Raw genomic sequence first — 20,738 nt, 5'->3', positions numbered from 1 at the left:
CTTTTATACATTAAGTGATGCTTTTACTGCCTGTTTTTAAACGACATTAATGGTAATAGTTATACTCAATAACAGATATTTTGTCTATAAAAAGCGAAGCATGTTGAGTTAATTTTAAGTGAGAAAATAGGGACTTAAAAACCAATGGTTATAGACATATTAAGGCTTAATTTTATCTATATGTGCTAACCAAAGGGCCCTGTATTGATCAGAGAGCTTTATCTGTTGATATTCTAGAATTGACCAGTCTTTACTTAGTTTGTAGGCTACACCGCCACTCTGGCAGCTTTTACTTCTATGCCAACCTTTTGGTGATTTTTCATCTTTTTGTGCAATATACAAGTTAGGAGCAACTAAGCCTCTCATTTTACACAACCAAGCCTGCTTAGCTTTGGGTAAAACATACTCATCTTCAAAGCCATTAAAGTGCATTAGCTCATGCAAAAAAATCCCATAATTGGCGTCTGAATTTAATTGCATAATGCCGCGGCTAACATTAGCACTTCCATATTTGGGCATCATTACAACAAAATCGAATTTTCTTAAAAGTTGTTTATTTATTAAAGAAGATTGCCAATCACAATTAGCCGCTTTGCTCATGCTATTGTTGCACTTTAAAGCACCGCCCACATACACTGGCTTACTAAAGCAAAAAGCGTCCGGTCTTGGCTCCGGATTTTTATTATAAGTTTTGATTAATGCCGATAACTTATAAAGTCCACTTCGATGATCGCTCATCGTTAAAACATTAAACTGGCATTTTTTATTTACGGCAATAGTAGAATTTAACGATAAAAAGTCCAATGAGTGCAAAAATGGTTCGGGGATCTGTGTGTGAATAACACCATTGTGTAAGTTAAGGTGATTTAATACAAAACCAGGCTCTAGGTAGCCTAACGTGTTTAATAATTTAAGATCGTCCCACTGCTTATTAACAAGTAATTGCTGGGCTAACTTGGCAAGCTGAAAATTACTTATTTTTGGTAAACTCAGTCGCCAAAATAACTTCGCTGCTTCAGCTTGGTCTTTTTTGATCAGGTGTAAAGAATACTCGTATTGAGCAGAAGGTATGTGATGCCTAGCAAGTAGGCCAAGAGTATTTTTAGGCAGTTTATTTATATTTGCTAAAAAGTAGCGAGGAAACTGCCAATATAATTGTAGCGGTTCGGCTTTGGCATTTAATACCTGCCAAAAGCCAATACCACCATAGCTGTTGCTCGACCCTGCAACCAACAAGCTAAAAAGTAATGCTAATGTTGTTTTTAACACACTAACTTGCGTCTGCTTCCATTAAAAGTTCAAGCTCTAAGCGAGCATATTTATATTCTATAAACTCATGTACATTAGTAGATAGTGCCAATCTAAAATAATCAGCGGCAACATAGGTATCACCCGCTGCTTGGTGAAGTTTTGCTAAGTAAAAATAAGCTTCGCACAAACGCTGGGCATATTCTTGCTCTGACTTAACGCCATCGCTTACACCAGATAAAAATGTATGCTCACTCATATCACCCGCAAAAAGTGAGATTAACTGATATGCCCATTGCGAGTCATCAAGCGCTTTAGAGTTAGTTTTTAGTTCAGCAACTGCTGAATCTTTGTCTAATTTAGCTTGAGCTAAATACACCCACAAAACGCGATACGGGTCGTTAGGAGAACGCGCTAAAAATTGACTGAAGTCTGTTTTTGCAATACTGGGCCTATCACCATAATAAAGCGCAATACCGCGGTTTAAGTAAGCGTATTCGTGCTCTTCATCTAGCTCTAACGCAGAATCAAAAAGCTCGTACGCTTTTTCATATTGCTGCATTAATGTGTGTTGAATACCTAAAAAATTATACACCTCAGCTAAGTCAGGCTTAAGTTTTACCGCACGGTTAAAGTCAATACGCGATAAAGTGGTCATGCCTAAACTATCGAACAGCACTCCGCGGTCGTAATATAACTTTGCTTGTTGCTCTGGCGTTAAATCAGCTCTATTAAGTAATTCTGAATAACGTGCGATAGCTATTTCACTGCGAAAATCAGACGCTAAGGGGGCAGTGAAAGGCACATTTACTACAGGTGCTGATTCTGATTGGGTTGTTGTTTGGCAAGCGCTTAAAGACAAAATAGCAAAAGACGCCAAAGCAATGTGTTTGAAAATCATTAAAATCCTTAATACCAAGGTTGGTAGCATTATGACTGACGACCAATGATTTGGTTCATAGTTGCACATACACTGTTGTGTATCATCGTAAGTAATTTAGCTTCCTTGAATAATCTTTGTTTAAATTCAAGTCCCTCATTAAAGCATAAAAAAAGGGGCTAAACAGCCCCCTTTTATATTATCCAGAAAATATCTGGATTAAGTATTAGCAATTAAGCATCAGTTGACGCATCTGCCGCTGGTGCAGCTGATTCCATTGCTTCTTTAATACTAAGACGTACACGACCTTGACGGTCTACTTCTAGTACTTTAACTTTAACTTCTTGACCTTCGCTAAGGTGATCAGCAACGTTATTAACGCGCTCTGTGCTAATTTGAGAAATATGCACTAAACCATCTTTACCTGGAAGAATATTTACAAACGCACCGAAATCTACAATACGTACAACTTTACCTTCGTAGATAGTACCTACTTCAAGTTCTGCTGTTAGTTGCTCAATGCGGCTGATTGCATTTGCAGCGCTTTCACCGTCAGTAGCGGCAATTTTGATTGTACCGTCATCACCGATTTCAATTGTTGTGCCTGTTTCTTCAGTAAGTTGACGAATAGTAGCGCCACCTTTACCAATAACTTCAGCAATTTTCTTCTGTGGAATTTTCATTGTGTAAATGCGCGGAGCAAACATTGAAAGCTCTTCAGAAGGAGCAGAAATCGCTTCGTCCATCACTTCTAATATGTGTAAACGTGCTGCTTTTGCTTGTTTAAGCGCAATTTGCATGATTTCTTGTGTGATACCTTCAATCTTGATATCCATTTGCAATGCAGTGATACCGTTAGTAGTACCCGCTACTTTAAAGTCCATGTCACCTAAGTGATCTTCGTCACCTAAGATGTCAGAAAGAACAACGAATTTCTCGTCTTCTTTAACTAGACCCATAGCAATACCTGCAACAGATGCTTTAATTGGAACACCCGCGTTCATAAGCGCTAGTGATGTACCACACACAGATGCCATTGAAGATGAACCGTTTGATTCAGTGATTTCAGATACAACACGGATTGAATATGGGAAGTCAGTCAATGTTGGCATTACTGCTTGGATACCACGCTTAGCTAGGTTACCGTGGCCAATTTCACGACGCTTAGGAGAACCAACAAAACCAGTTTCACCTACACAGAATGGAGGGAAGTTGTAGTTAAGCATAAAGTGGTTTTTGTGCGTGCCCGTTAAATCGTCGATTAACTGTGAATCACGTTCTGTACCAAGCGTTGCTGTTACTAATGCTTGCGTTTCACCACGTGTGAAGATAGCAGAACCGTGAGTACGCGGTAATACGCCAGTCATTACGTCTAGTGCACGGATCATATCTGGTTCACGACCATCGATACGTTTTTCGCCTGCAGCGATACGGCCACGAACAATTTTCTTCTCAAGTGAACCGAATACTTTACCCACTTCTTGCTTATCAAGCGTTTCGCCTTCAGCAAGCTCGCTTGAAAGTGCTTCGATAACTGCATCTTTAGCTACGCCAAGTGCTTCCTTACGCGCTACTTTATCAGTAATACGGTAAGCTTCGCCTACTTTATCAGCAGCAAGTTCAGCTACTTTCTCTTCAAGAGATACGTTTTTCTCAGGTGCAGTCCAATCCCAAGTAGGCTTGCCTGCTTCTGCTTTAAATTCGTTAATAGCATTGATGATAGACTGTGATTGCTCATGGCCGTATACAACCGCGCCTAGCATTACGTCTTCAGCAAGTACGTCTGCTTCTGATTCAACCATAAGTACTGCGTTATCAGTACCAGCAACAACTAAATCAAGTTGGCTCTCTTCAAGTTCTTTTAACGTTGGGTTAAGAACGTATTCACCACCAATGTAACCAACACGAGCTGCACCAATTGGACCACTGAACGGGATACCAGAGATAGCAAGTGCTGCTGATGTACCAATCATCGCAACCATATCAGGTTGGATTTCAGGGTTTACAGATACAACAGTTGCAATAACTTGTACTTCGTTTACAAAACCATTTGGGAAAAGTGGACGAATTGGACGGTCAATAAGACGTGCAATTAGTGTTTCGCCATCGTTAGGACGACCTTCACGCTTAAGGAAACCACCTGGGATACGACCTGCAGCGTACATACGCTCTTGGTAGTTAACTGTTAGTGGGAAGAAGTCTTGACCTGGCTGTGCTTCACGCTTACCAACAACCGTTACTAGTACTGACGTATCGCCAATGCTTGCTAGTACTGCGCCGTCTGCTTGACGTGCGATTGCACCTGTTTCTAGGGTTACAGTGTGTTGACCTAGTTGAAATTCTTTTATAATTGCTTGCACTTAAAATATCCTTTAAATCTAAATAAGTGTTCCATCAAAGTACCAATTACAGTACATAATTGTATTCAGTTGGAAATCAATTAAGTACTACAATTGGCAATGATGTTAATAACCGTAGATAAACCTTTTTATCTACGCGCACAGTATATACCAAAGCCACGTAAAAATGCGAGTCCAGCAAACAGTTTTAGTTTGTGTGTTTGGCATCTAATTGGCTCGAATTAATGAGAGCGACTACAGATAGCTTTAAAGGTGACATTGCGATGTAATTTGTTAAATTTCAGGCACAAAAAAAGGAGCTAAAAAGCTCCTTTTCTCGTAATCAAGTTCTTAGCGACGTAGGCCAAGTTCTTTGATTAGTGCAGTATAACGCGAGATATCTTTACCTTTAAGGTAATCAAGCAGTTTACGGCGAGTGCTTACTTTACGAAGCAGACCACGACGTGAGTGGAAGTCATGCTTGTGATCAGCAAAGTGACCTTGAAGCTTGTTGATATCAAAAGTAAGTAATGCTACTTGTACTTCAGGTGAACCAGTGTCGCCTTCAGCACGTGCGAATTTAGCAATGATATCGATTTTTTCTTGATTGCTTAGTGACATAGTAACTCCAAAAATTAAATTTAAAAGGTGTCTCAGCCGATCACTAATTCAGCCAAAACGATTAAGCGGGCGTATTCTACCAAGTATAATAATAACTACAAGTTAAACTTTACTCTGCCTGCTGGTTTGATAGACCGCGTTTTGATTTTAAATGGCCATCAGGGTTTTTCTCGCCTGTGCCTATAAACACACCATCGGCTAATACCTTTATTGCACCATCAGGTAATTCTTTACCAATAACTACAGCTTGCCCATGGCTAAATGAAACACCCTGCTCTTTAGTGATTTCCACAACCGGTAAATCAACTAGAGCGGTGTCCATTGGCAAAAGCAGTTCGTCAAGGTAGGTTGACGGAACGGTTTCTTCGTCTTTGGCTTTAGCTAGTAACGATTCTAACTGCTCTATCGATACCATTTTATCTGCGGGGTAATGGCCAACAGCCGAGCGATGAAGCATAATTACATGAGCACCACAGCCTAAGTTTTCACCTAAGTCATCAACAATAGTACGAATGTAAGTCCCTTTAGAAACGTGAGCTGTCATTTGTACTTCATTATTCGCTTCATCAAACTCATCAAGCGTTAGGCTAAATACATTTATTTTTCTGCATTTTCGAGGAACTTCAATCCCTTCACGCGCATATTTATACAAAGGTTTCCCTTCATACTTAAGCGCAGAATACATCGATGGATACTGATCAGATTCACCTAAAAACGCTGAAATTTCTTGCTTTAGTTGATCAACAGTTACGTTTACATCTCGCGTCTGAACTATTTCACCATCAGAGTCTGATGTTGTTGTTCTTTCACCTAACTTAGCTCGCACAACATAGGTTTTATCGGTATCAAGTAAAAACTGAGTAAACTTAGTCGCTTCACCAAAACAGATTGGCAGCATACCGGTAGCAAGCGGGTCGAGTGCACCTGTGTGCCCCGCCTTTTGGGCAAAATAGATACCTTTTGCTTGCTGTAATGCCTTGTTTGACGAAATACCTTTGGGTTTATCTAACAACAAAATCCCGTCTATTGGACGGCCTTTACTGCGTCTTGCCATCGCTATATGCCTTCTTAGCTATCTTTATCATCTGCTTGTTTAATGTTGTCATCTGAGTTCGACGCATCATCAACACTGCTATCGTCTTCATTGACGTGTTTTGCGTTATCTTCTCTGATGATTGTGTCCACTAAGTTAGAGATACGCATCCCTTCCATTAATGAATTATCAACCACAAACTTTAGCTCTGGCATAATACGAGCACGAATCCGCTTGCCTAAAAGCGAACGAATATAGCCCGTAGCTTCGTTAAGTACTTTTGCGCTTTGCTTTGCTGCATCTTCATCTTTTGTGTTAAACACAGTGATGAAAATTTTTGCATAAGATAAATCGCGCGATACTTCTACCGCAGACACTGTCACCATGCCTAAGCGCGGATCTTTAATTTCGCGTTGTAAAATCACAGCAATTTCTTTTTGGATTTGCTGGCCAACACGATCAGTGCGAGAAAATTCTCTCATGAAACTTGTCCTAAAAATGTAACTTATTGAAATTTAATAATAAGCTAATTAAGTAATAGATACACAAATGGGGGCTAAGCCCCCATTTATTTGTTTAGTGAGCTAACAATTATAGAGTACGTTGTACTTCAACTGTTTCAAATACTTCGATTTGGTCACCAACACGTACGTCATTGTAGTTCTTAACACCGATACCACATTCCATACCATTACGCACTTCTTGCACATCGTCTTTAAAGCGACGAAGTGATTCAAGTTCGCCTTCGTATATAACCACGTTATCACGTAGTACACGGATAGGCGCGCTGCGCTTAATAACACCTTCAGTCACCATACAACCAGCAATTGCGCCAATTTTTGGTGATTTGAACACGTCACGAACCTGAGCAAGACCAATAATTTCTTGCTTAAATTCTGGTGCAAGCATACCTGACATCGCTTGCTTAACTTCTTCGATTAAGGCGTAAATAACGCTGTAGTAGCGTAAGTCGAGGTTCTCAGAATCAATCACTTTACGTGCAGATGCATCAGCACGAACGTTAAAGCCAACAACAATCGCGTTAGACGCCGCAGCAAGCGTTGCATCTGTTTCTGTGATTCCACCAACGCCAGACCCCACAATCTTCACTTTTACTTCGTCAGTAGAAAGCTTAGTTAGTGAATCAGAAATCGCTTCGATAGAACCTTGAACGTCTGCTTTAAGTACCACGTTAACTTCAGAAACGTCACCTTCAGCCATGTTAGTAAACATGTTTTCAAGTTTCGCTTTTTGCTGGCGTGCTAATTTAACATCACGGAATTTACCTTGACGGTATAATGCAACTTCACGCGCTTTACGCTCGTCTTTAACTACCGTTGCTTCATCACCGGCTGCAGGGATACCAGATAGACCTAAAATCTCTACTGGAATAGAAGGACCTGCAGACTTGATATCTTTACCGTTTTCATCACGCATAGCACGAACACGGCCATACTCAAGACCACATAATACAATGTCACCTTGGTTAAGTGTACCTGACTGAACAAGGATAGACGCTACTGGACCACGGCCTTTATCAAGACGCGATTCAATTACAACACCTGCAGCCATACCTTGACTTGGTGCAGTTAGTTCTAATAGCTCAGATTGCATAAGTACGGCTTCAAGTAGTTCATCAATACCTAAGCCTGTTTTAGCTGAGATATGAACGTACTGCGTGTCGCCGCCCCATTCTTCTGGGATAACGTCAAGCTGTGCTAGCTCGTTCTTAACGCGATCTGGATCTGCGCCTTCTTTATCCATTTTGTTCACAGCAATGATTAAAGGAACACCCGCTGCGCGAGCATGCTGTACCGCTTCTTTAGTCTGTGGCATTACACCATCATCGGCTGCAACTACTAGGATTACAATATCTGTTGCTTTAGCACCACGAGCACGCATTGATGTAAACGCGGCGTGACCCGGAGTATCTAAAAATGTGATCATGTTGCCATTTGTTTCAACATGGTATGCACCAATATGCTGCGTAATACCACCGGCTTCGCCTGAAGCAACTTTTGCTGAACGAATGTAATCAAGCGTTGATGTTTTACCATGGTCAACGTGACCCATTACAGTAACAACTGGAGCACGAGGCTCTGACTTACCATCTTCATGGCGGTCGTTAAGTACTGTTTGCTCTAATTCGTTTTCTTTAACGATAATAACTTTATGGCCCATTTCTTCTGCTACAAGTTGCGCAGTTTCTTGGTCAATAACTTGGTTAATTGTAACCATGTCACCCATTTTCATCATTGTTTTTACAACTTCAGCGCCTTTAACTGCCATGCGTGATGCAAGCTCAGCCACTGTAATTGTTTCGCTAATGCGTACTTCATTTTTTACATCAGCTGTTGGTTTTTGGAAACCATGCTGTAATGATGCAGGTGCTTTCAGCTTACCTTTTTTACCCTTAGACGCTGCAAACTTATCTTTTGCTGGCGCTTTTTTCTTTTTCTTAGCACGGCGAGAGCCTTGCTCTTCACGAGCATCAGCTACATCTTCTGCTTCACGTGCGTAAGTTGAAGTCGTAAGGTGGTGATCTGCTGTTTCTTCACGCTTCTTACGCTCTTCCTCTTCTTTCTTCCAACGAGCCGAGTTTTCTTCAGCTAGTTTTCTTGCTTCTTCTGCCTGACGTTTCGCTTCTTCTTCAGCTTTCTTCAATGCGGCCTCTTCTGCTTCTTTTTGCAGACGCTCAGCTTCGATGCGATCTTTCTCAGACTTAGCACTTTGCTCTGGGGTCATCTGCTTTTGTTTCGCTTTACGTTCAGCGTCTGCTTTACGTTTAGCTTCTTCTTTGGCTTTACGATCAGCGTCTTCTTTCGCTTTACGTTCTGCCTCTTGTTTTGCCTTTAACTCAGCTGCAGCTTGTTCAGCTTTTTGCTGCTCTTCAAGACGGGCTTTTTCTTCAGCGGCTAAGCGTTGTTGCTCTTGCTCTTGTTCCATCGCGCTTTTCTTCACGTATGTACGTGTTTTGCGAACTTCAACCTGAACCGCCTTCGCTTTACCTGTAGAGCCAGTCACATTTAATGTGCTTTTGCTCTTACGCTGTAAAGTCATGCGTGCAGGACCTTCAGAGCCCGTGCCGCCATGTGATTTGCTTAAATGATCAAGTAACGTTGCTTTTTCAGCTTCAGTTACATTATCAGTTGCCTGCTTAGTGATACCCGCTTGCGAAAATTGCTGTAGCAATTTATCAACAGTTGTACCTATATCGCCGGCTAGTTTTTCAACATTTACTTCTGCCATAGTGTGTAATACCTCCGTTAATAAATTACTCGTCTGCAAACCAACAAATGTTTCGTGCAGCCATAATCAGCTCACCTGCTTGTTCAGATGAAAGCTCTGTGATATCGACTAGCTCGTCAATACCTTGCTCAGCCAAGTCTTCAAGTGTTACAACACCTTTACTTGCCATTACAAATGCTAGATGACGCTCTAAGCCTTCAAGCGCAAGTAAGTCTTCAGCTGGCTCTGCGCCTTCTAAGCTTTCTTCCGTTTTAAGTGCTTTAGTTGTTAATGCATCTTTAGCGCGTGAACGTAAAACATCCACCGTTTCTTCGTCAAGACCGTCAATTTCTAAAAACTCAGAGGCTGGCACGTACGCCACTTCTTCAAGTGTTGAGAAACCTTCGTTGATAAGTAAGGTTGCAAACTCATCATCGATATCTAAATTTTCAGTAAATAAGTTAAGTAACTTATCTGATTCCGCTTCATTTTTAGTACGCATTTCGTCAACAGTCATAACGTTTAGTTCCCAACCAGTTAACTGGCTTGCTAAACGAACATTTTGACCATTACGACCAATCGCTTGTGCTAGATTATCGGCTTCTACAGCGATATCCATCGAATGAGTGTCTTCATCTAATACTATTGAAGCAACCTCAGCTGGCGACATTGCATTGATAACAAATTGTGCAGGGTTGTCATCGTAAAGAACGATATCAACACGCTCACCACCAAGTTCAGACGAAACAGCTTGAACACGAGCTCCACGCATACCAACACATGCACCAATTGGATCAATGCGCTTGTCGTTTGACTTAACAGCAATTTTAGCGCGCGAACCTGGATCACGTGCAGCAGCGCGAAGTTCAATCATTTCTTCGCCAATTTCTGGCACCTCAATGCGGAATAATTCCATCAGCATTTCTGGCTTAGAACGCGTTACAAATAACTGTGCGCCGCGTGCTTCTGGCTTAACTTCGTATAAAAGACCACGGATACGGTCGCCTGGACGGAAGTTTTCGCGTGGTAGCATGTCATCACGGTAAATAACTGCTTCAGCGTTGTTGCCTAAATCAAGTACGATTGAATCACGCGTTGCTTTTTTAACAACACCTGTTACTAACTCACCCACTTGGTCTTTATATGCGTCAACAACTAAAGCGCGCTCAGCTTCACGTACTTTTTGTACGATTACTTGTTTAGCCATTTGTGTTGTGATGCGGTCAAATTTGATTGAATCAATTTGCTCTTCAACAAAATCACCTAGCTGTAAGTCAGGCTCTTCAACCTGCGCAGCTTCTAATGTTATTTCGCTGTAAGGATTTTCTAATGAACCATCCTCTAATACTTCAGCAATCTGCCAGCGGCGGAACGTATCGTAATCACCTGTTTTACGGTCAATTGATACACGTACTTCAATTTCACCATCGTGTTTTTTCTTTGTCGCAGTCGCTAATGCGAACTCTAATGCTTCAAAAATCTTTTCTTTTGGAACCGCTTTCTCATTGGAAACGGCTTCAGCAACCAATAATATCTCTTTTGCCATGGGTAATGCCTCGCTTGCCCTATTCCTTCGCACTCGAATTTAAAACTTTGCGATTAAATTCGCACGTTCTATATTACTAAGCATGATCAAATGCTCTACACCATCACTAGATAGTGTGATCATATCGCTGCTAACTGCTATTAAGTCGCCTTTAAAATTTCGACGACCGTCTTGTGGAAGTTTAGTACGCACTCGTACTTCCTCTCCTTGCGCCTGCTCGTAGTGATCTTGTTTGAATAATGGACGATCAACACCAGGAGACGACACTTCCAAATCATATTCATTTGTAATTGGGTCTTCGACATCTAAAATCGCACTAATTTGGCGACTAGCGTCCGCACAGTTATCAACTGAGATCCCATCCTCATGAGCAATATATACTCTTAAGGTAGAATGGCGACCCGCTTGTACAAATTCAAGACCATGTAACTCAAAGCCTAACATTTCTACCGCAGGCGTTAACATGGTTACTAAATCTTGTTCAAGTTTTGTCACGAAAATCCTCCATACAAACAAAAAAAGGGCTTATAGCCCTAAAATACTGAGTTTAAATTTTAATTTAATGACAACCGCCATAAATTAAGAAAGGTGCAGATACAACAACGCCCCGAACCAAGCGGGGCGTCACACCAATAAAGCATAAAACTGTGTGGCCTAGGGCCGAGCTTGGTTGCGAGTCAGTAACTGACCAAATTAAACTACATTAGCTTAAACGCAAAACGCGCATTACATAGAATGCGCGATATAAAATAATAAGTTCTCACTTATTAGTAGAATTGGTTGCGGGAGCCGGATTTGAACCGACGACCTTCGGGTTATGAGCCCGACGAGCTACCAGGCTGCTCCATCCCGCGCCAATAGATATCAAACCTTGATTTAACATCGCTGTTAGCTGTTTTAAAACAGACTAAACAATGGCCGCTATTATAGGGATGTTGGGGATAATTAGCAACCATAATAACCAATAACTTTGGAAATACAGTTCAAATCAGATGTAAGGAAATAAAACATTATACCTATTATAGGTATAAACCTATTTTAAACGGCTAATCATTTGCTGGCTAAGCCCAGTGAAATCACAATAATGGAATTAATAACTACTCTCACTTTTATTTAAAAAACAATAGAACTCAAAAAGTTATCAACAAATTAATACTTTTATATCAAAAAACGTGTAATTTTTGTTACGCGAGCTATAATGATAAAAAATAAAAAATAAGTTTTTAATCTTCTGTGAGGCTCTGATGAATTCACATAAATCTGTTTTATTAAAAAGTATTGGCATCATAAAACCAAACTTTCATGCATTTACCGCGCGTTTTCATAGAAAGCTTGTAGAGTCAGATATTTCGATGAACACGCTAACAGCTGAACAGTTTAACGAAAAAAGTTATATTTTATATTGTACCTTAGAGCGCATAATCAAAAATATTGATAATCCATCATCGGTTGCGCCATTTCTGAGCCATCACTTACAGTTTTTAAAAAAATTAAATATTCAGCAGAGTGATATTAAACCTCTGACTGATATATTTTATGTAACATTAGTTGAACATTTAGGTCGGTTTTTTAATGAAGAAAGTCATTTAGCATGGCGCAAAGTGCTTACTTACTTTGAACGCTATACGAATGATACGCTGTTTAACGTTTCTAACGTAGTGTGCTTAACCCAACTTTCGAAGCAAAAGCAAAGCAATAATAACTAAGGCGATTTTAATTGAGTCTATTCATATCAAATTTGATGCTTGATGAGTGTTTATACACTCATTAACGAATATTTAAATAAAGCTCAAATTATACAATTTGTTATTAATATTACAGCGATCGATTAAGCAGACATCCTCGTACAAATTCAATTTTGGTTTAATCATGGCGACTTACAAAACCTTAAGACTCATTTTAGGCGATCAACTCAATCCTTCTCATTCTTGGTTTAAAGGTAAAGAAGACGATGTTCTCTACCTTATCGCAGAATTAAAACAAGAAACCAATTACGTTAAACACCATGTGCAAAAGCTTTGTGCTTTTTTTAATGCGATGGAAAACTTTGCAACTGCGTTAAAATCTGCAGGTTTCAATGTATTGCACTTAACCCTAGACGACACACACGAAGATAAACACCTACCCGCACTACTAAATCGTGTTGCTAAGGAATATAACTGCTCCTGCATAGAATACTTATACCCAGACGAATTTAGGTTAAAATCGCAATTAGCTGATTTTGAAAAATCATCCGAAATAAATGTATCAGCATATGACTCAGAGCATTTTTTACTACCCTTTAACGAAATTAAAGATCGATTCAAAAAAGATAAGCACGTGACCATGGAGCACTTTTATCGTGCTATGCGTAAACGATATGATTTATTAATGGAGGACGATAAGCCAGCTGGCGGTAAATGGAACTACGACAGTAATAACCGCAATAAATTTTCTAAGCAAGACTTAAAATCTATCCCAGAGCCTAAATTATTTAAAAACGATGTAAGTCATATCCTCGCTCGTTTAAAAAAACACAACATCGCTTACTTTGGAGAAATTAAAGAAGGAAAACTCGAATGGTCTACGTCACGTAAGCAAGCCAAAGAATCTCTTGAATACTTTTGTGAGCATTTACTTGCCAATTTTGGTAAGTTTCAGGATGCAATGACAGATCAAAGTAAAGACAATACCAGTCTTTACCATAGCAGGCTCTCTTTTGCCCTAAACACAAAACTTCTTCACCCCTTGTATGTAATCAAACGTGTAATATCTGAATTCGAGCAACGGCCTGACGAGATATCTCTTTCACAAGTTGAAGGGTTTACCAGGCAAATACTCGGTTGGCGAGAATACGTTCGTGCTGTTTATTGGGTAAACATGCCCGACTACGCGACTAAAAATCAACTAAAAGCCAATAATAAGCTCCCTCAATATTTTTGGGATGGTAATACAAAAATGAACTGTTTGAACCACTCATTAAAGCAAAGCTTAGATACTGCCTATGCTCATCATATACAGCGCTTGATGATCATTGGTAACTTTTGTTTACTCAGCGGAATAAACCCTGACGAAGTTGATAACTGGTACTTAGGTGTCTATATAGATGCCATTGAGTGGGTAGAAATGCCCAACACACGTGGAATGAGCCAATTTGCAGACGATGGAATTATTGCTACCAAACCCTATGCTGCAAGTGGTAATTACGTTAATAAAATGAGCGACTACTGCAAAAATTGTCAATACGACGTGAAACAAAAAGTGGGGGATAAAGCTTGCCCACTGAACAGTTTATATTGGCGTTTTATGCAAACACACCGCGAAAAACTAGAGAAAAATCCACGCATAGGCATGGTTTATAGAAATTGGGATAAGCAAAGCGATGAATTACGCGAAGACACACTTAATCAAGCTACACACTACATAAATAACATTGAGTCTTTATGACACAAAAAAGCCGCCTCAGGAGAGGCGGCCAAATAATCAGGGAAAAAATGTTGTTAAAACCAGATTAGCTATCTTCTAATAAACGTCCTTGGCCAATCTCAATTTTGCGCGGTTTTAATGCTTCAGGTATTTCGCGCTTAAGCTCTATAGTAAGTAGGCCGTTTGCTAAGTCGGCGCCAAGTACTTTAACATGGTCTCCTAGCTGGAACTTTCGCTCGAAATTGCGCTCTGCAATTCCTTGATGAATAAACTTACGTTCTTTGTTTTCATCTTTATTAGCTTTTATACCCGCTACTTTTAATGTGTTATTTTCTGACTCAATGCTTAGCTCGTTGTCGCTAAATCCGGCAACAGCCATAGTGATTTGGTATCTGTCTTGATCGAGTGCTTCAATGTTGTAAGGAGGAAAGCTCGGCTGTTTGTCTGTGTTCGCCGCAGCATCCATTAAAGACGCTAAATGATCAAACCCAATGAATGAACGATAAAGTGGTGATAAGTCTACTGTACGCATAATAATATCCTCATATTTAAGCGATATTTTGTTTGCACTTTTCATTTGAACAAGCGCTAACAAATATAAATTAATAATATAAATTTCAATTGTTTAAGTTTAGTTTAGGACCCATCAGGCGTCCTACTAAACTATATATGGACGGTAAAAATGTTTTCAAGTAAATAAATTAAAATATTTAAAAAATTCCTCATTTTATAAACTAGTGAAATTAGTAACCCATTTTGAGGCATTAAAAAGTCAAATGCTTTTAATGCCTCAAAATGGTTGTTCAGTATTGTAGATTAGCGCTAAGTATTCATCGCTAATTAGTGTGTTAATGTGCCACGAATTGGATAATCGTTTTCGCGAATAAATTCAATGCCAGCCAACAAATCATTTAAATCAGGGCGTGAAAAAGGTGCATTTGATTTATCTAGTATCTGAATTTGATCATGCTCGTTAATTACAAAAATAGCAGGTTCAGCAAATGGGTGATCGGTTTCTTTTTCACTGCGTGGTTCACTAATATACAGGCCTAAATCAGTCATTTGAGCTAGTGATAAACCACTATAAAGAGGAAAATTAACATGTAAATCATTTAGATGCTCTGTTAACTGTGCGTGGCTGTCACCACTAACAGCGGCAATCTCTACCCCTGCATCTTTAAATTTATCATTCATTTTAGCAAGTGCATTAAGTTGTTTAGTACATAATGGACAATGCTTTCCGCGATAGATTACTATCATTTTCCAGGGTAAATCTGTCTGTCGAGCTGACACGTCAGCAAGGTTGTTCTCATTATCTTTAACTTTAAGTGAAGGCATTTTCATTGCTGGTTGTAAATAATTGCTCATGATCTTGATCTCCTTTGCAGTTAAAAAACATATTCTATATGTTCGTCTCAAATATAGAGCTTAGGGTTAAAGTTATAAATTCAACCATTAAAATGTAATCAGGAAATTTCTAACGTAATCAGCAGACCTTATTAGCTAAAGGCCTGATTTGTGTAAAGCAGTGAAACTTTAACATAGGCTTTATTAGCAACTGGGCTTGATACACAAGCAAACGCTAAAGCTCTGCCTATCAAATAACAGTGGCTGCTTAGCATTTATGTTAGGGTTGGTTTTTAATTATAAATAGGTCAGATAAAATCAATGGCATTAATACGTAGCACGTTAATGAATTTAAGTTTAGCAATACTCGTGTTTTACTTAGCAAGTGCCTACCAAACGCGTAATTTACTTGAAACAAACCATACTCCTGCCCCTTATTTTAACTTGCCTATTTTAAATAAAAATAACGAAAGATTTAGTATTGCAGAGCTTGAAGGGAGAACAACCATTGTGTATTTCTTTGCTCCTTGGTGCACAATATGCCGCTACAGCATGCCCAACTTACAAAGCACCTTAATAAACTCAGACATTAATGTAATTGGTATTGCCCTTGATTATAAAAATGAGCAACAAGTTACTCAATTTATTGATGACTTAAACCTAAGTATGCCCATACTTCTTGGTAATCAATATACCCAATCAAATTATAAAGTAAGCGCTTTTCCAACTTACTACGTAATAAATGCAAATTTACAGATAACAGCACACGCAATGGGCTATTCAACCCAATTAGGAATAGCGGCAAGAACGTGGTGAATTATGCCGTTCATGACTCGGTCAAATTAATGTTCATCGCAATAATAGAATGGCACAATCACTTTTTTGCGCTTTATTATATTTTTTAATCATTTAAACTAAATTCAATCAAATAAAGGAGAGCACTATGCTTACAGTAATTTTTGGCCGTGAAGGCTGCCCATTTTGTGTTCGTGCCAAAGATGTTGCAGAGCAACTTGCCAACGAGCGCGATGATTTTAAATTTCGTTACATCGACATCATAAAAGAAGGCATAAGCAAAGCCGATTTAGAGAAGTCAGCAGGTAAACCTTGTCCTACTGTCCCGCAAATTTTTGTTGATCAAAGTCACATTGGCGGTTTTACCGAATTTGAAGCTTATGCAAAAGAAAACCTAGGCTTGTACAAGTAGTCGTATATTAAATTTGTTAACCAGTTCAATAATCCCACAACTGGACTGGTTAAATTTCAACCAACATCAAGCACATACAAATTAGTTTTAATTTATACAAGCATTTGCCTCGCTAATCCTATATAATGCGCGCCTCTTTAAATTCGTTGAGGCGTATTAATGTCAGAACCAGTCACGTTTGAATCTCTAAATCTTTCTCCTGCAATTTTGAAGGCAGTTGAAGAGTTGGGTTACAAGACACCATCTGAAATCCAAGCTCAATGTATACCGTTATTGCTAGAAAGAAAGGACGTACTGGGACTAGCACAAACGGGTACAGGTAAAACCGCAGCATTTGCACTGCCGTTACTAAACAATATTGACCCGTCTGTGAAACAGCCACAGATCCTTGTACTCACACCTACACGTGAGCTTGCGATCCAAGTTGCTGAGGCATTTGAACAATATGCAAAAGGTACTCGTGGTGTTGAAGTATTAGCACTATACGGTGGCCAAAGCTACAGCATTCAATTAAGCGCACTTCGTCGTGGCGCTCAAATCATTGTTGCTACTCCGGGTCGATTAATCGATCATATTAACCGTGGCACTATCAAGTTTGATGCTCTTCAAGCACTTGTACTTGATGAAGCCGATGAAATGTTACGTATGGGCTTTATCGATGATGTTGAAAACATCATGGAAAAAACACCGCGCGAAAAGCAAACATGTCTTTTCTCTGCGACCATGCCTAAGCAAATTCAAAACATCAGCAGCAAATATATGAATAACCCTGAACAGGTTCATATTTCTGCGCGTAACTCGACAGTATCGTCTGTTGAGCAAGTGTTTTGGAACGCAAGCGTACATAAAAACAAAGCGATTGTTCGCTTTTTAGAAGCTGAGCAATACGAAGGTGCTATTGTTTTCGTACGTACACGTAACGATACCGTTCAACTTGCTGAATTATTAGAGCGCGAAGGTTTCTCTGCAGCTCCGCTTAATGGTGACATGAACCAGCAAGCACGTGAACGCACTGTTGACCGCTTAAAAAGTGGCATGCTGAACGTTGTTATTGCAACAGACGTAGCAGCTCGTGGTCTTGATGTAGACCGTTTAAGCTTAGTTATCAACTACGACATTCCACAAGATTCTGAAGCCTACGTTCACCGTATTGGTCGTACAGGTCGTGCAGGTCGTACTGGTAAAGCAATTTTATTTGTTAAGCATAACGAACGTTACTTACTTAAAAATATCATTCGTCATACTAAGTCTGAAATTGCACAGGTTGAATTACCAACAGCTAAAGTTGTTGAAGAAAAACGTATCGCTGCGTTACAAGCAAAATTAAGTATTGCGCTTGAAAACAAAGACATTACGTTCTTTAACGAAGTGGCTACTAACATGGCTGAAAAGCTTGACCTTCCTCTTGAAAACTTAGCGGGTGCTTTACTGTGTTTGGCACAGCAACAGTCGCCAATTAAAGTTGAAGAAGTTAAGATTCAACCACGTGAGCGTAATGAACGCAATTCACGTAATGACCGTGGTGATCGCGGACGTCGTAACGAACGTGGTGGTGAACGTTCTGAACGTAAACCGCGCGAGCGTAACAGCCGTGATGCAGGCCCTATGGATACTTACCGTATCGAAGTAGGTCGTGAGCATGGTGTTCAGGTTAAGAATATTGTTGGCGCAATTGCTAATGAAGCTGATATCTCAAGTAAGTTTATTGGTGACATTCGTTTACACGATCAACACAGCACTGTTCAGTTACCACAAAACATGCCTAAAGATGTACTGGATCATTTCCAAAAAGTGTTTATTTGTAAACGCCCAATGGGTATGACAATTACACAAGATCAAGGCCCAGCTGAACCACGTGGCGAACGCCCATCTGGTGATAGAAAACGTAACGATGGCCCACGCGGTGATAAGCGTAGCGGACCTCGTAAAGAACGTCGCCCAGTTAGCTTTACCGCTAAGTAAGCAACAGTTCTTTAATAAAAAAACCTTGGTATGAAAGTGCCAAGGTTTTTTTGTGTCTAAAATTTAAGTAATGGTTCAAGCTGTTCTGCGTAACTCACAACCGCAAGCCATGATTATCTTCTAAGCACGGCGACTATAAACTTCTGTGTAAATCATTCAATTAAAACTAAAAAGCCCCACTACTTTATTAATAGTGAGGCTTTTACTGTATTGTACCGAATGCTCTATGTTAAGGCGCTACTGCTGGATACACGTAACTTGCATCTAACCCTAGCGGAATACCCAATGCCCAATAACCGAGTAGAAACAAGCTCCAGCCTATTAAAAATGCAACCGAGTATGGCAGCATCATCGCTATTAGCGTACCAATTCCCGTACTTTTAACGTACTTTTGACAATAAACCACAACTAATGGGAAGTAAGGCATAAGCGGTGTAATAATATTAGAGCTAGAATCACCAACACGATAAGCCGCTTGCGTTAAATCAGGTGAAATACCCAGTTGCATTAACATAGGCACAAATACCGGCCCTAGTAATGCCCACTTGGCCGAGCTAGAGCCTACAAATAAATTAACGAATGCGGTTAAAAATATAATACCTACCACCGTTACCGAACTTGGAAGTGCCATGGCTTTTAATAACTGCGCCCCTTCGATTGCAAGTAATGCCCCTAAGTTAGATTTGCTAAAGGCAGCAATAAATAACGCACAAAAGAATGCCATAACAATGTAGTAAGCCATACCGCCCATTGCCTTGCTCATGGCATCTATCATATCTTTAGAGCTTTTAAATGTACCTACTGTAAAGCCATATACTGCGCCTGGGATCCAAAATAACAAAAAGATCAACGGCACAATAGATTGCATCAAAGGTGAACGGAAGTTAGTTAATGAACCATCGCTACTACGCATGGCTGAATCTACCGGCGCAGACACGTAAGCGAGTAAAGCAATGCCTGCAATCATTACGCTGCTTGCTATGAAGAATGCGCGCTTTTCATCGCTACGCGCATCTTCAAAAACAGGTAAGTCTTCACTATTTCCATCTAGAGGCGTATTTTGTAAACGCGGTTCAATAATCTTATCGGTAATATACCAACCCAGTAATACAATAAACATGCTTGATGCTGAGGCAAACGCCCAATTATTTAATGGATTTATCGACATATCAGGATTAATAATATGGGCAGCACTTTGTGTAAAACTTTGGAGTAATGGGTCTATTCCAGATGGAATAAAGTTGGCGCCAAAGCCACCACTTACACCGGCAAACGCCGCTGCAATACCCGCTAATGGGTGCCTTCCTGCTGCATAAAAGATTACGCCAGCTAACGGTATCACAAGCACGTAACCTGCGTCCGTGGCTGTATGGCTTACAATAGCAACTAAAATAATTGACGGTGTTAACAGCTTTTTAGGCGTTACTTTTAACATCAGCTTAAGGCCAGTATTAATAAAGCCTGAGTGCTCAGCTACACCAACACCTAACATAGCCACAAGTACTACGCCTAAAGGAGCAAAGCCGGTAAATGTTTTTACCATTGAAGATAAAAAAGTGGCCAACGAGTCGCTTGCAAGCATGTTGTTTATTATAATTGCTTCGCCTGTACGCGGATCAATTGCATCAAAACTTACGCCAGAAAACCACCACGACAAACCCCATATTAATAACATAGCAAACAAAAATATAATTGCTGGATCAGGTAGCTTATTACCAACCCGCTCAACTACATTCAAGAAGCGCGCAACAACTCCTGAAGGTAAAGCATCTTGATTATTACTCATTGTATTTCGCTCATTAAAATTTATTTAAGTAACAATATCGCATTAATACGCAACAGTAAATTAACGTAAAAAGCTATTTTAGGAACGTTAAATAAAAAAAGCACGATTACCAAAGATAATCGTGCTTTTTTTGTTC

At 39.8% G+C, this 20,738-nt stretch carries 17 protein-coding genes and 1 tRNA gene; 5 read left to right on the top strand and 13 right to left on the bottom strand.

The window, feature by feature from the left end:
- Positions 1-159: 159 nt before the first annotated feature.
- The 10 genes from RF53_RS03595 to RF53_RS03550 all read right to left on the bottom strand — a co-directional run bounded on the left by RF53_RS03595 (position 160) and on the right by RF53_RS03550 (position 11,749).
- Positions 160-1,269, bottom strand: a complete 1,110-nt coding sequence (locus tag RF53_RS03595; protein WP_039036643.1) for a hypothetical protein — start codon at positions 1,267-1,269, stop codon at positions 160-162.
- Between the two features lies 1 nt (position 1,270).
- Positions 1,271-2,149, bottom strand: a complete 879-nt coding sequence (gene nlpI, locus RF53_RS03590; protein WP_010555983.1) for a lipoprotein NlpI — start codon at positions 2,147-2,149, stop codon at positions 1,271-1,273.
- Positions 2,150-2,361: 212 nt separating this feature from the next.
- Positions 2,362-4,488, bottom strand: a complete 2,127-nt coding sequence (pnp, locus tag RF53_RS03585) for a polyribonucleotide nucleotidyltransferase (RefSeq protein ID WP_010555982.1) — start codon at positions 4,486-4,488, stop codon at positions 2,362-2,364.
- A gap of 330 nt (positions 4,489-4,818) precedes the next feature.
- A complete protein-coding gene (gene rpsO / locus RF53_RS03580) occupies positions 4,819-5,088 on the bottom strand; it encodes a 30S ribosomal protein S15 (RefSeq protein WP_006793376.1) in 270 nt (89 codons plus the stop codon).
- 109 nt (positions 5,089-5,197) lie between these two features.
- Positions 5,198-6,142 (bottom strand): tRNA pseudouridine(55) synthase TruB, encoded by a 945-nt coding sequence (truB, locus tag RF53_RS03575; protein WP_039036642.1) that lies wholly within the window; start codon positions 6,140-6,142, stop codon positions 5,198-5,200.
- Between the two features lie 14 nt (positions 6,143-6,156).
- Positions 6,157-6,603: a 30S ribosome-binding factor RbfA gene (gene rbfA, locus RF53_RS03570; protein ID WP_008128093.1), complete on the bottom strand. Its 447-nt coding sequence runs from the start codon at positions 6,601-6,603 to the stop codon at positions 6,157-6,159.
- A gap of 109 nt (positions 6,604-6,712) precedes the next feature.
- Positions 6,713-9,370, bottom strand: a complete 2,658-nt coding sequence (gene infB / locus RF53_RS03565; RefSeq protein ID WP_006793373.1) for a translation initiation factor IF-2 — start codon at positions 9,368-9,370, stop codon at positions 6,713-6,715.
- Positions 9,371-9,395: 25 nt separating this feature from the next.
- Entirely contained in the window at positions 9,396-10,895 is a 1,500-nt protein-coding gene (nusA, locus tag RF53_RS03560; RefSeq protein ID WP_006793372.1) for a transcription termination factor NusA, read from the bottom strand.
- 39 nt (positions 10,896-10,934) lie between these two features.
- Positions 10,935-11,390 (bottom strand): ribosome maturation factor RimP, encoded by a 456-nt coding sequence (gene rimP / locus RF53_RS03555; RefSeq protein WP_006793371.1) that lies wholly within the window; start codon positions 11,388-11,390, stop codon positions 10,935-10,937.
- A gap of 282 nt (positions 11,391-11,672) precedes the next feature.
- A tRNA-Met gene (locus RF53_RS03550) sits at positions 11,673-11,749 on the bottom strand.
- A gap of 390 nt (positions 11,750-12,139) precedes the next feature.
- On the opposite strand from RF53_RS03550, the gene RF53_RS03545 reads away from it, so the two are divergent.
- Positions 12,140-12,601: a globin gene (locus RF53_RS03545; RefSeq protein ID WP_008128088.1), complete on the top strand. Its 462-nt coding sequence runs from the start codon at positions 12,140-12,142 to the stop codon at positions 12,599-12,601.
- 163 nt (positions 12,602-12,764) lie between these two features.
- Positions 12,765-14,321, top strand: coding sequence for a cryptochrome/photolyase family protein (locus RF53_RS03540; protein WP_039036641.1), 1,557 nt, complete (start codon positions 12,765-12,767; stop codon positions 14,319-14,321).
- Positions 14,322-14,385: 64 nt separating this feature from the next.
- On the opposite strand, the gene RF53_RS03535 is transcribed toward RF53_RS03540, so the two are convergent.
- Both RF53_RS03535 and RF53_RS03530 read right to left on the bottom strand, forming a co-directional pair.
- Positions 14,386-14,832, bottom strand: coding sequence for an Hsp20 family protein (locus RF53_RS03535; RefSeq protein WP_010555978.1), 447 nt, complete (start codon positions 14,830-14,832; stop codon positions 14,386-14,388).
- 308 nt (positions 14,833-15,140) lie between these two features.
- Positions 15,141-15,668, bottom strand: a complete 528-nt coding sequence (locus RF53_RS03530; protein ID WP_039036640.1) for a redoxin family protein — start codon at positions 15,666-15,668, stop codon at positions 15,141-15,143.
- Positions 15,669-15,968: 300 nt separating this feature from the next.
- Here RF53_RS03530 and RF53_RS03525 point away from each other — a divergent pair, with 300 nt between their 5' ends.
- The 3 genes from RF53_RS03525 to RF53_RS03515 all read left to right on the top strand — a co-directional run bounded on the left by RF53_RS03525 (position 15,969) and on the right by RF53_RS03515 (position 18,816).
- Complete coding sequence (locus RF53_RS03525) at positions 15,969-16,463, top strand: TlpA family protein disulfide reductase (protein ID WP_052242857.1); 495 nt, start codon at positions 15,969-15,971, stop codon at positions 16,461-16,463.
- Between the two features lie 127 nt (positions 16,464-16,590).
- The gene (locus RF53_RS03520) at positions 16,591-16,854 is read left to right on the top strand and encodes a GrxA family glutaredoxin (RefSeq protein WP_010555975.1); all 264 of its coding nucleotides are present in this window, start codon (positions 16,591-16,593) and stop codon (positions 16,852-16,854) included.
- A gap of 159 nt (positions 16,855-17,013) precedes the next feature.
- Complete coding sequence (locus RF53_RS03515; protein WP_006793364.1) at positions 17,014-18,816, top strand: DEAD/DEAH box helicase; 1,803 nt, start codon at positions 17,014-17,016, stop codon at positions 18,814-18,816.
- A gap of 229 nt (positions 18,817-19,045) precedes the next feature.
- On the opposite strand, the gene RF53_RS03510 is transcribed toward RF53_RS03515, so the two are convergent.
- Positions 19,046-20,602 (bottom strand): AbgT family transporter, encoded by a 1,557-nt coding sequence (locus RF53_RS03510; protein ID WP_006793363.1) that lies wholly within the window; start codon positions 20,600-20,602, stop codon positions 19,046-19,048.
- Between the last annotated feature and the right edge of the window lie 136 nt (positions 20,603-20,738).

It is taken from the genome of Pseudoalteromonas sp. ECSMB14103, from assembly GCF_000813065.1.
GTDB lineage: Bacteria > Pseudomonadota > Gammaproteobacteria > Enterobacterales > Alteromonadaceae > Pseudoalteromonas > Pseudoalteromonas marina.
This window is presented reverse-complemented; position numbering and strand designations above follow the sequence as displayed.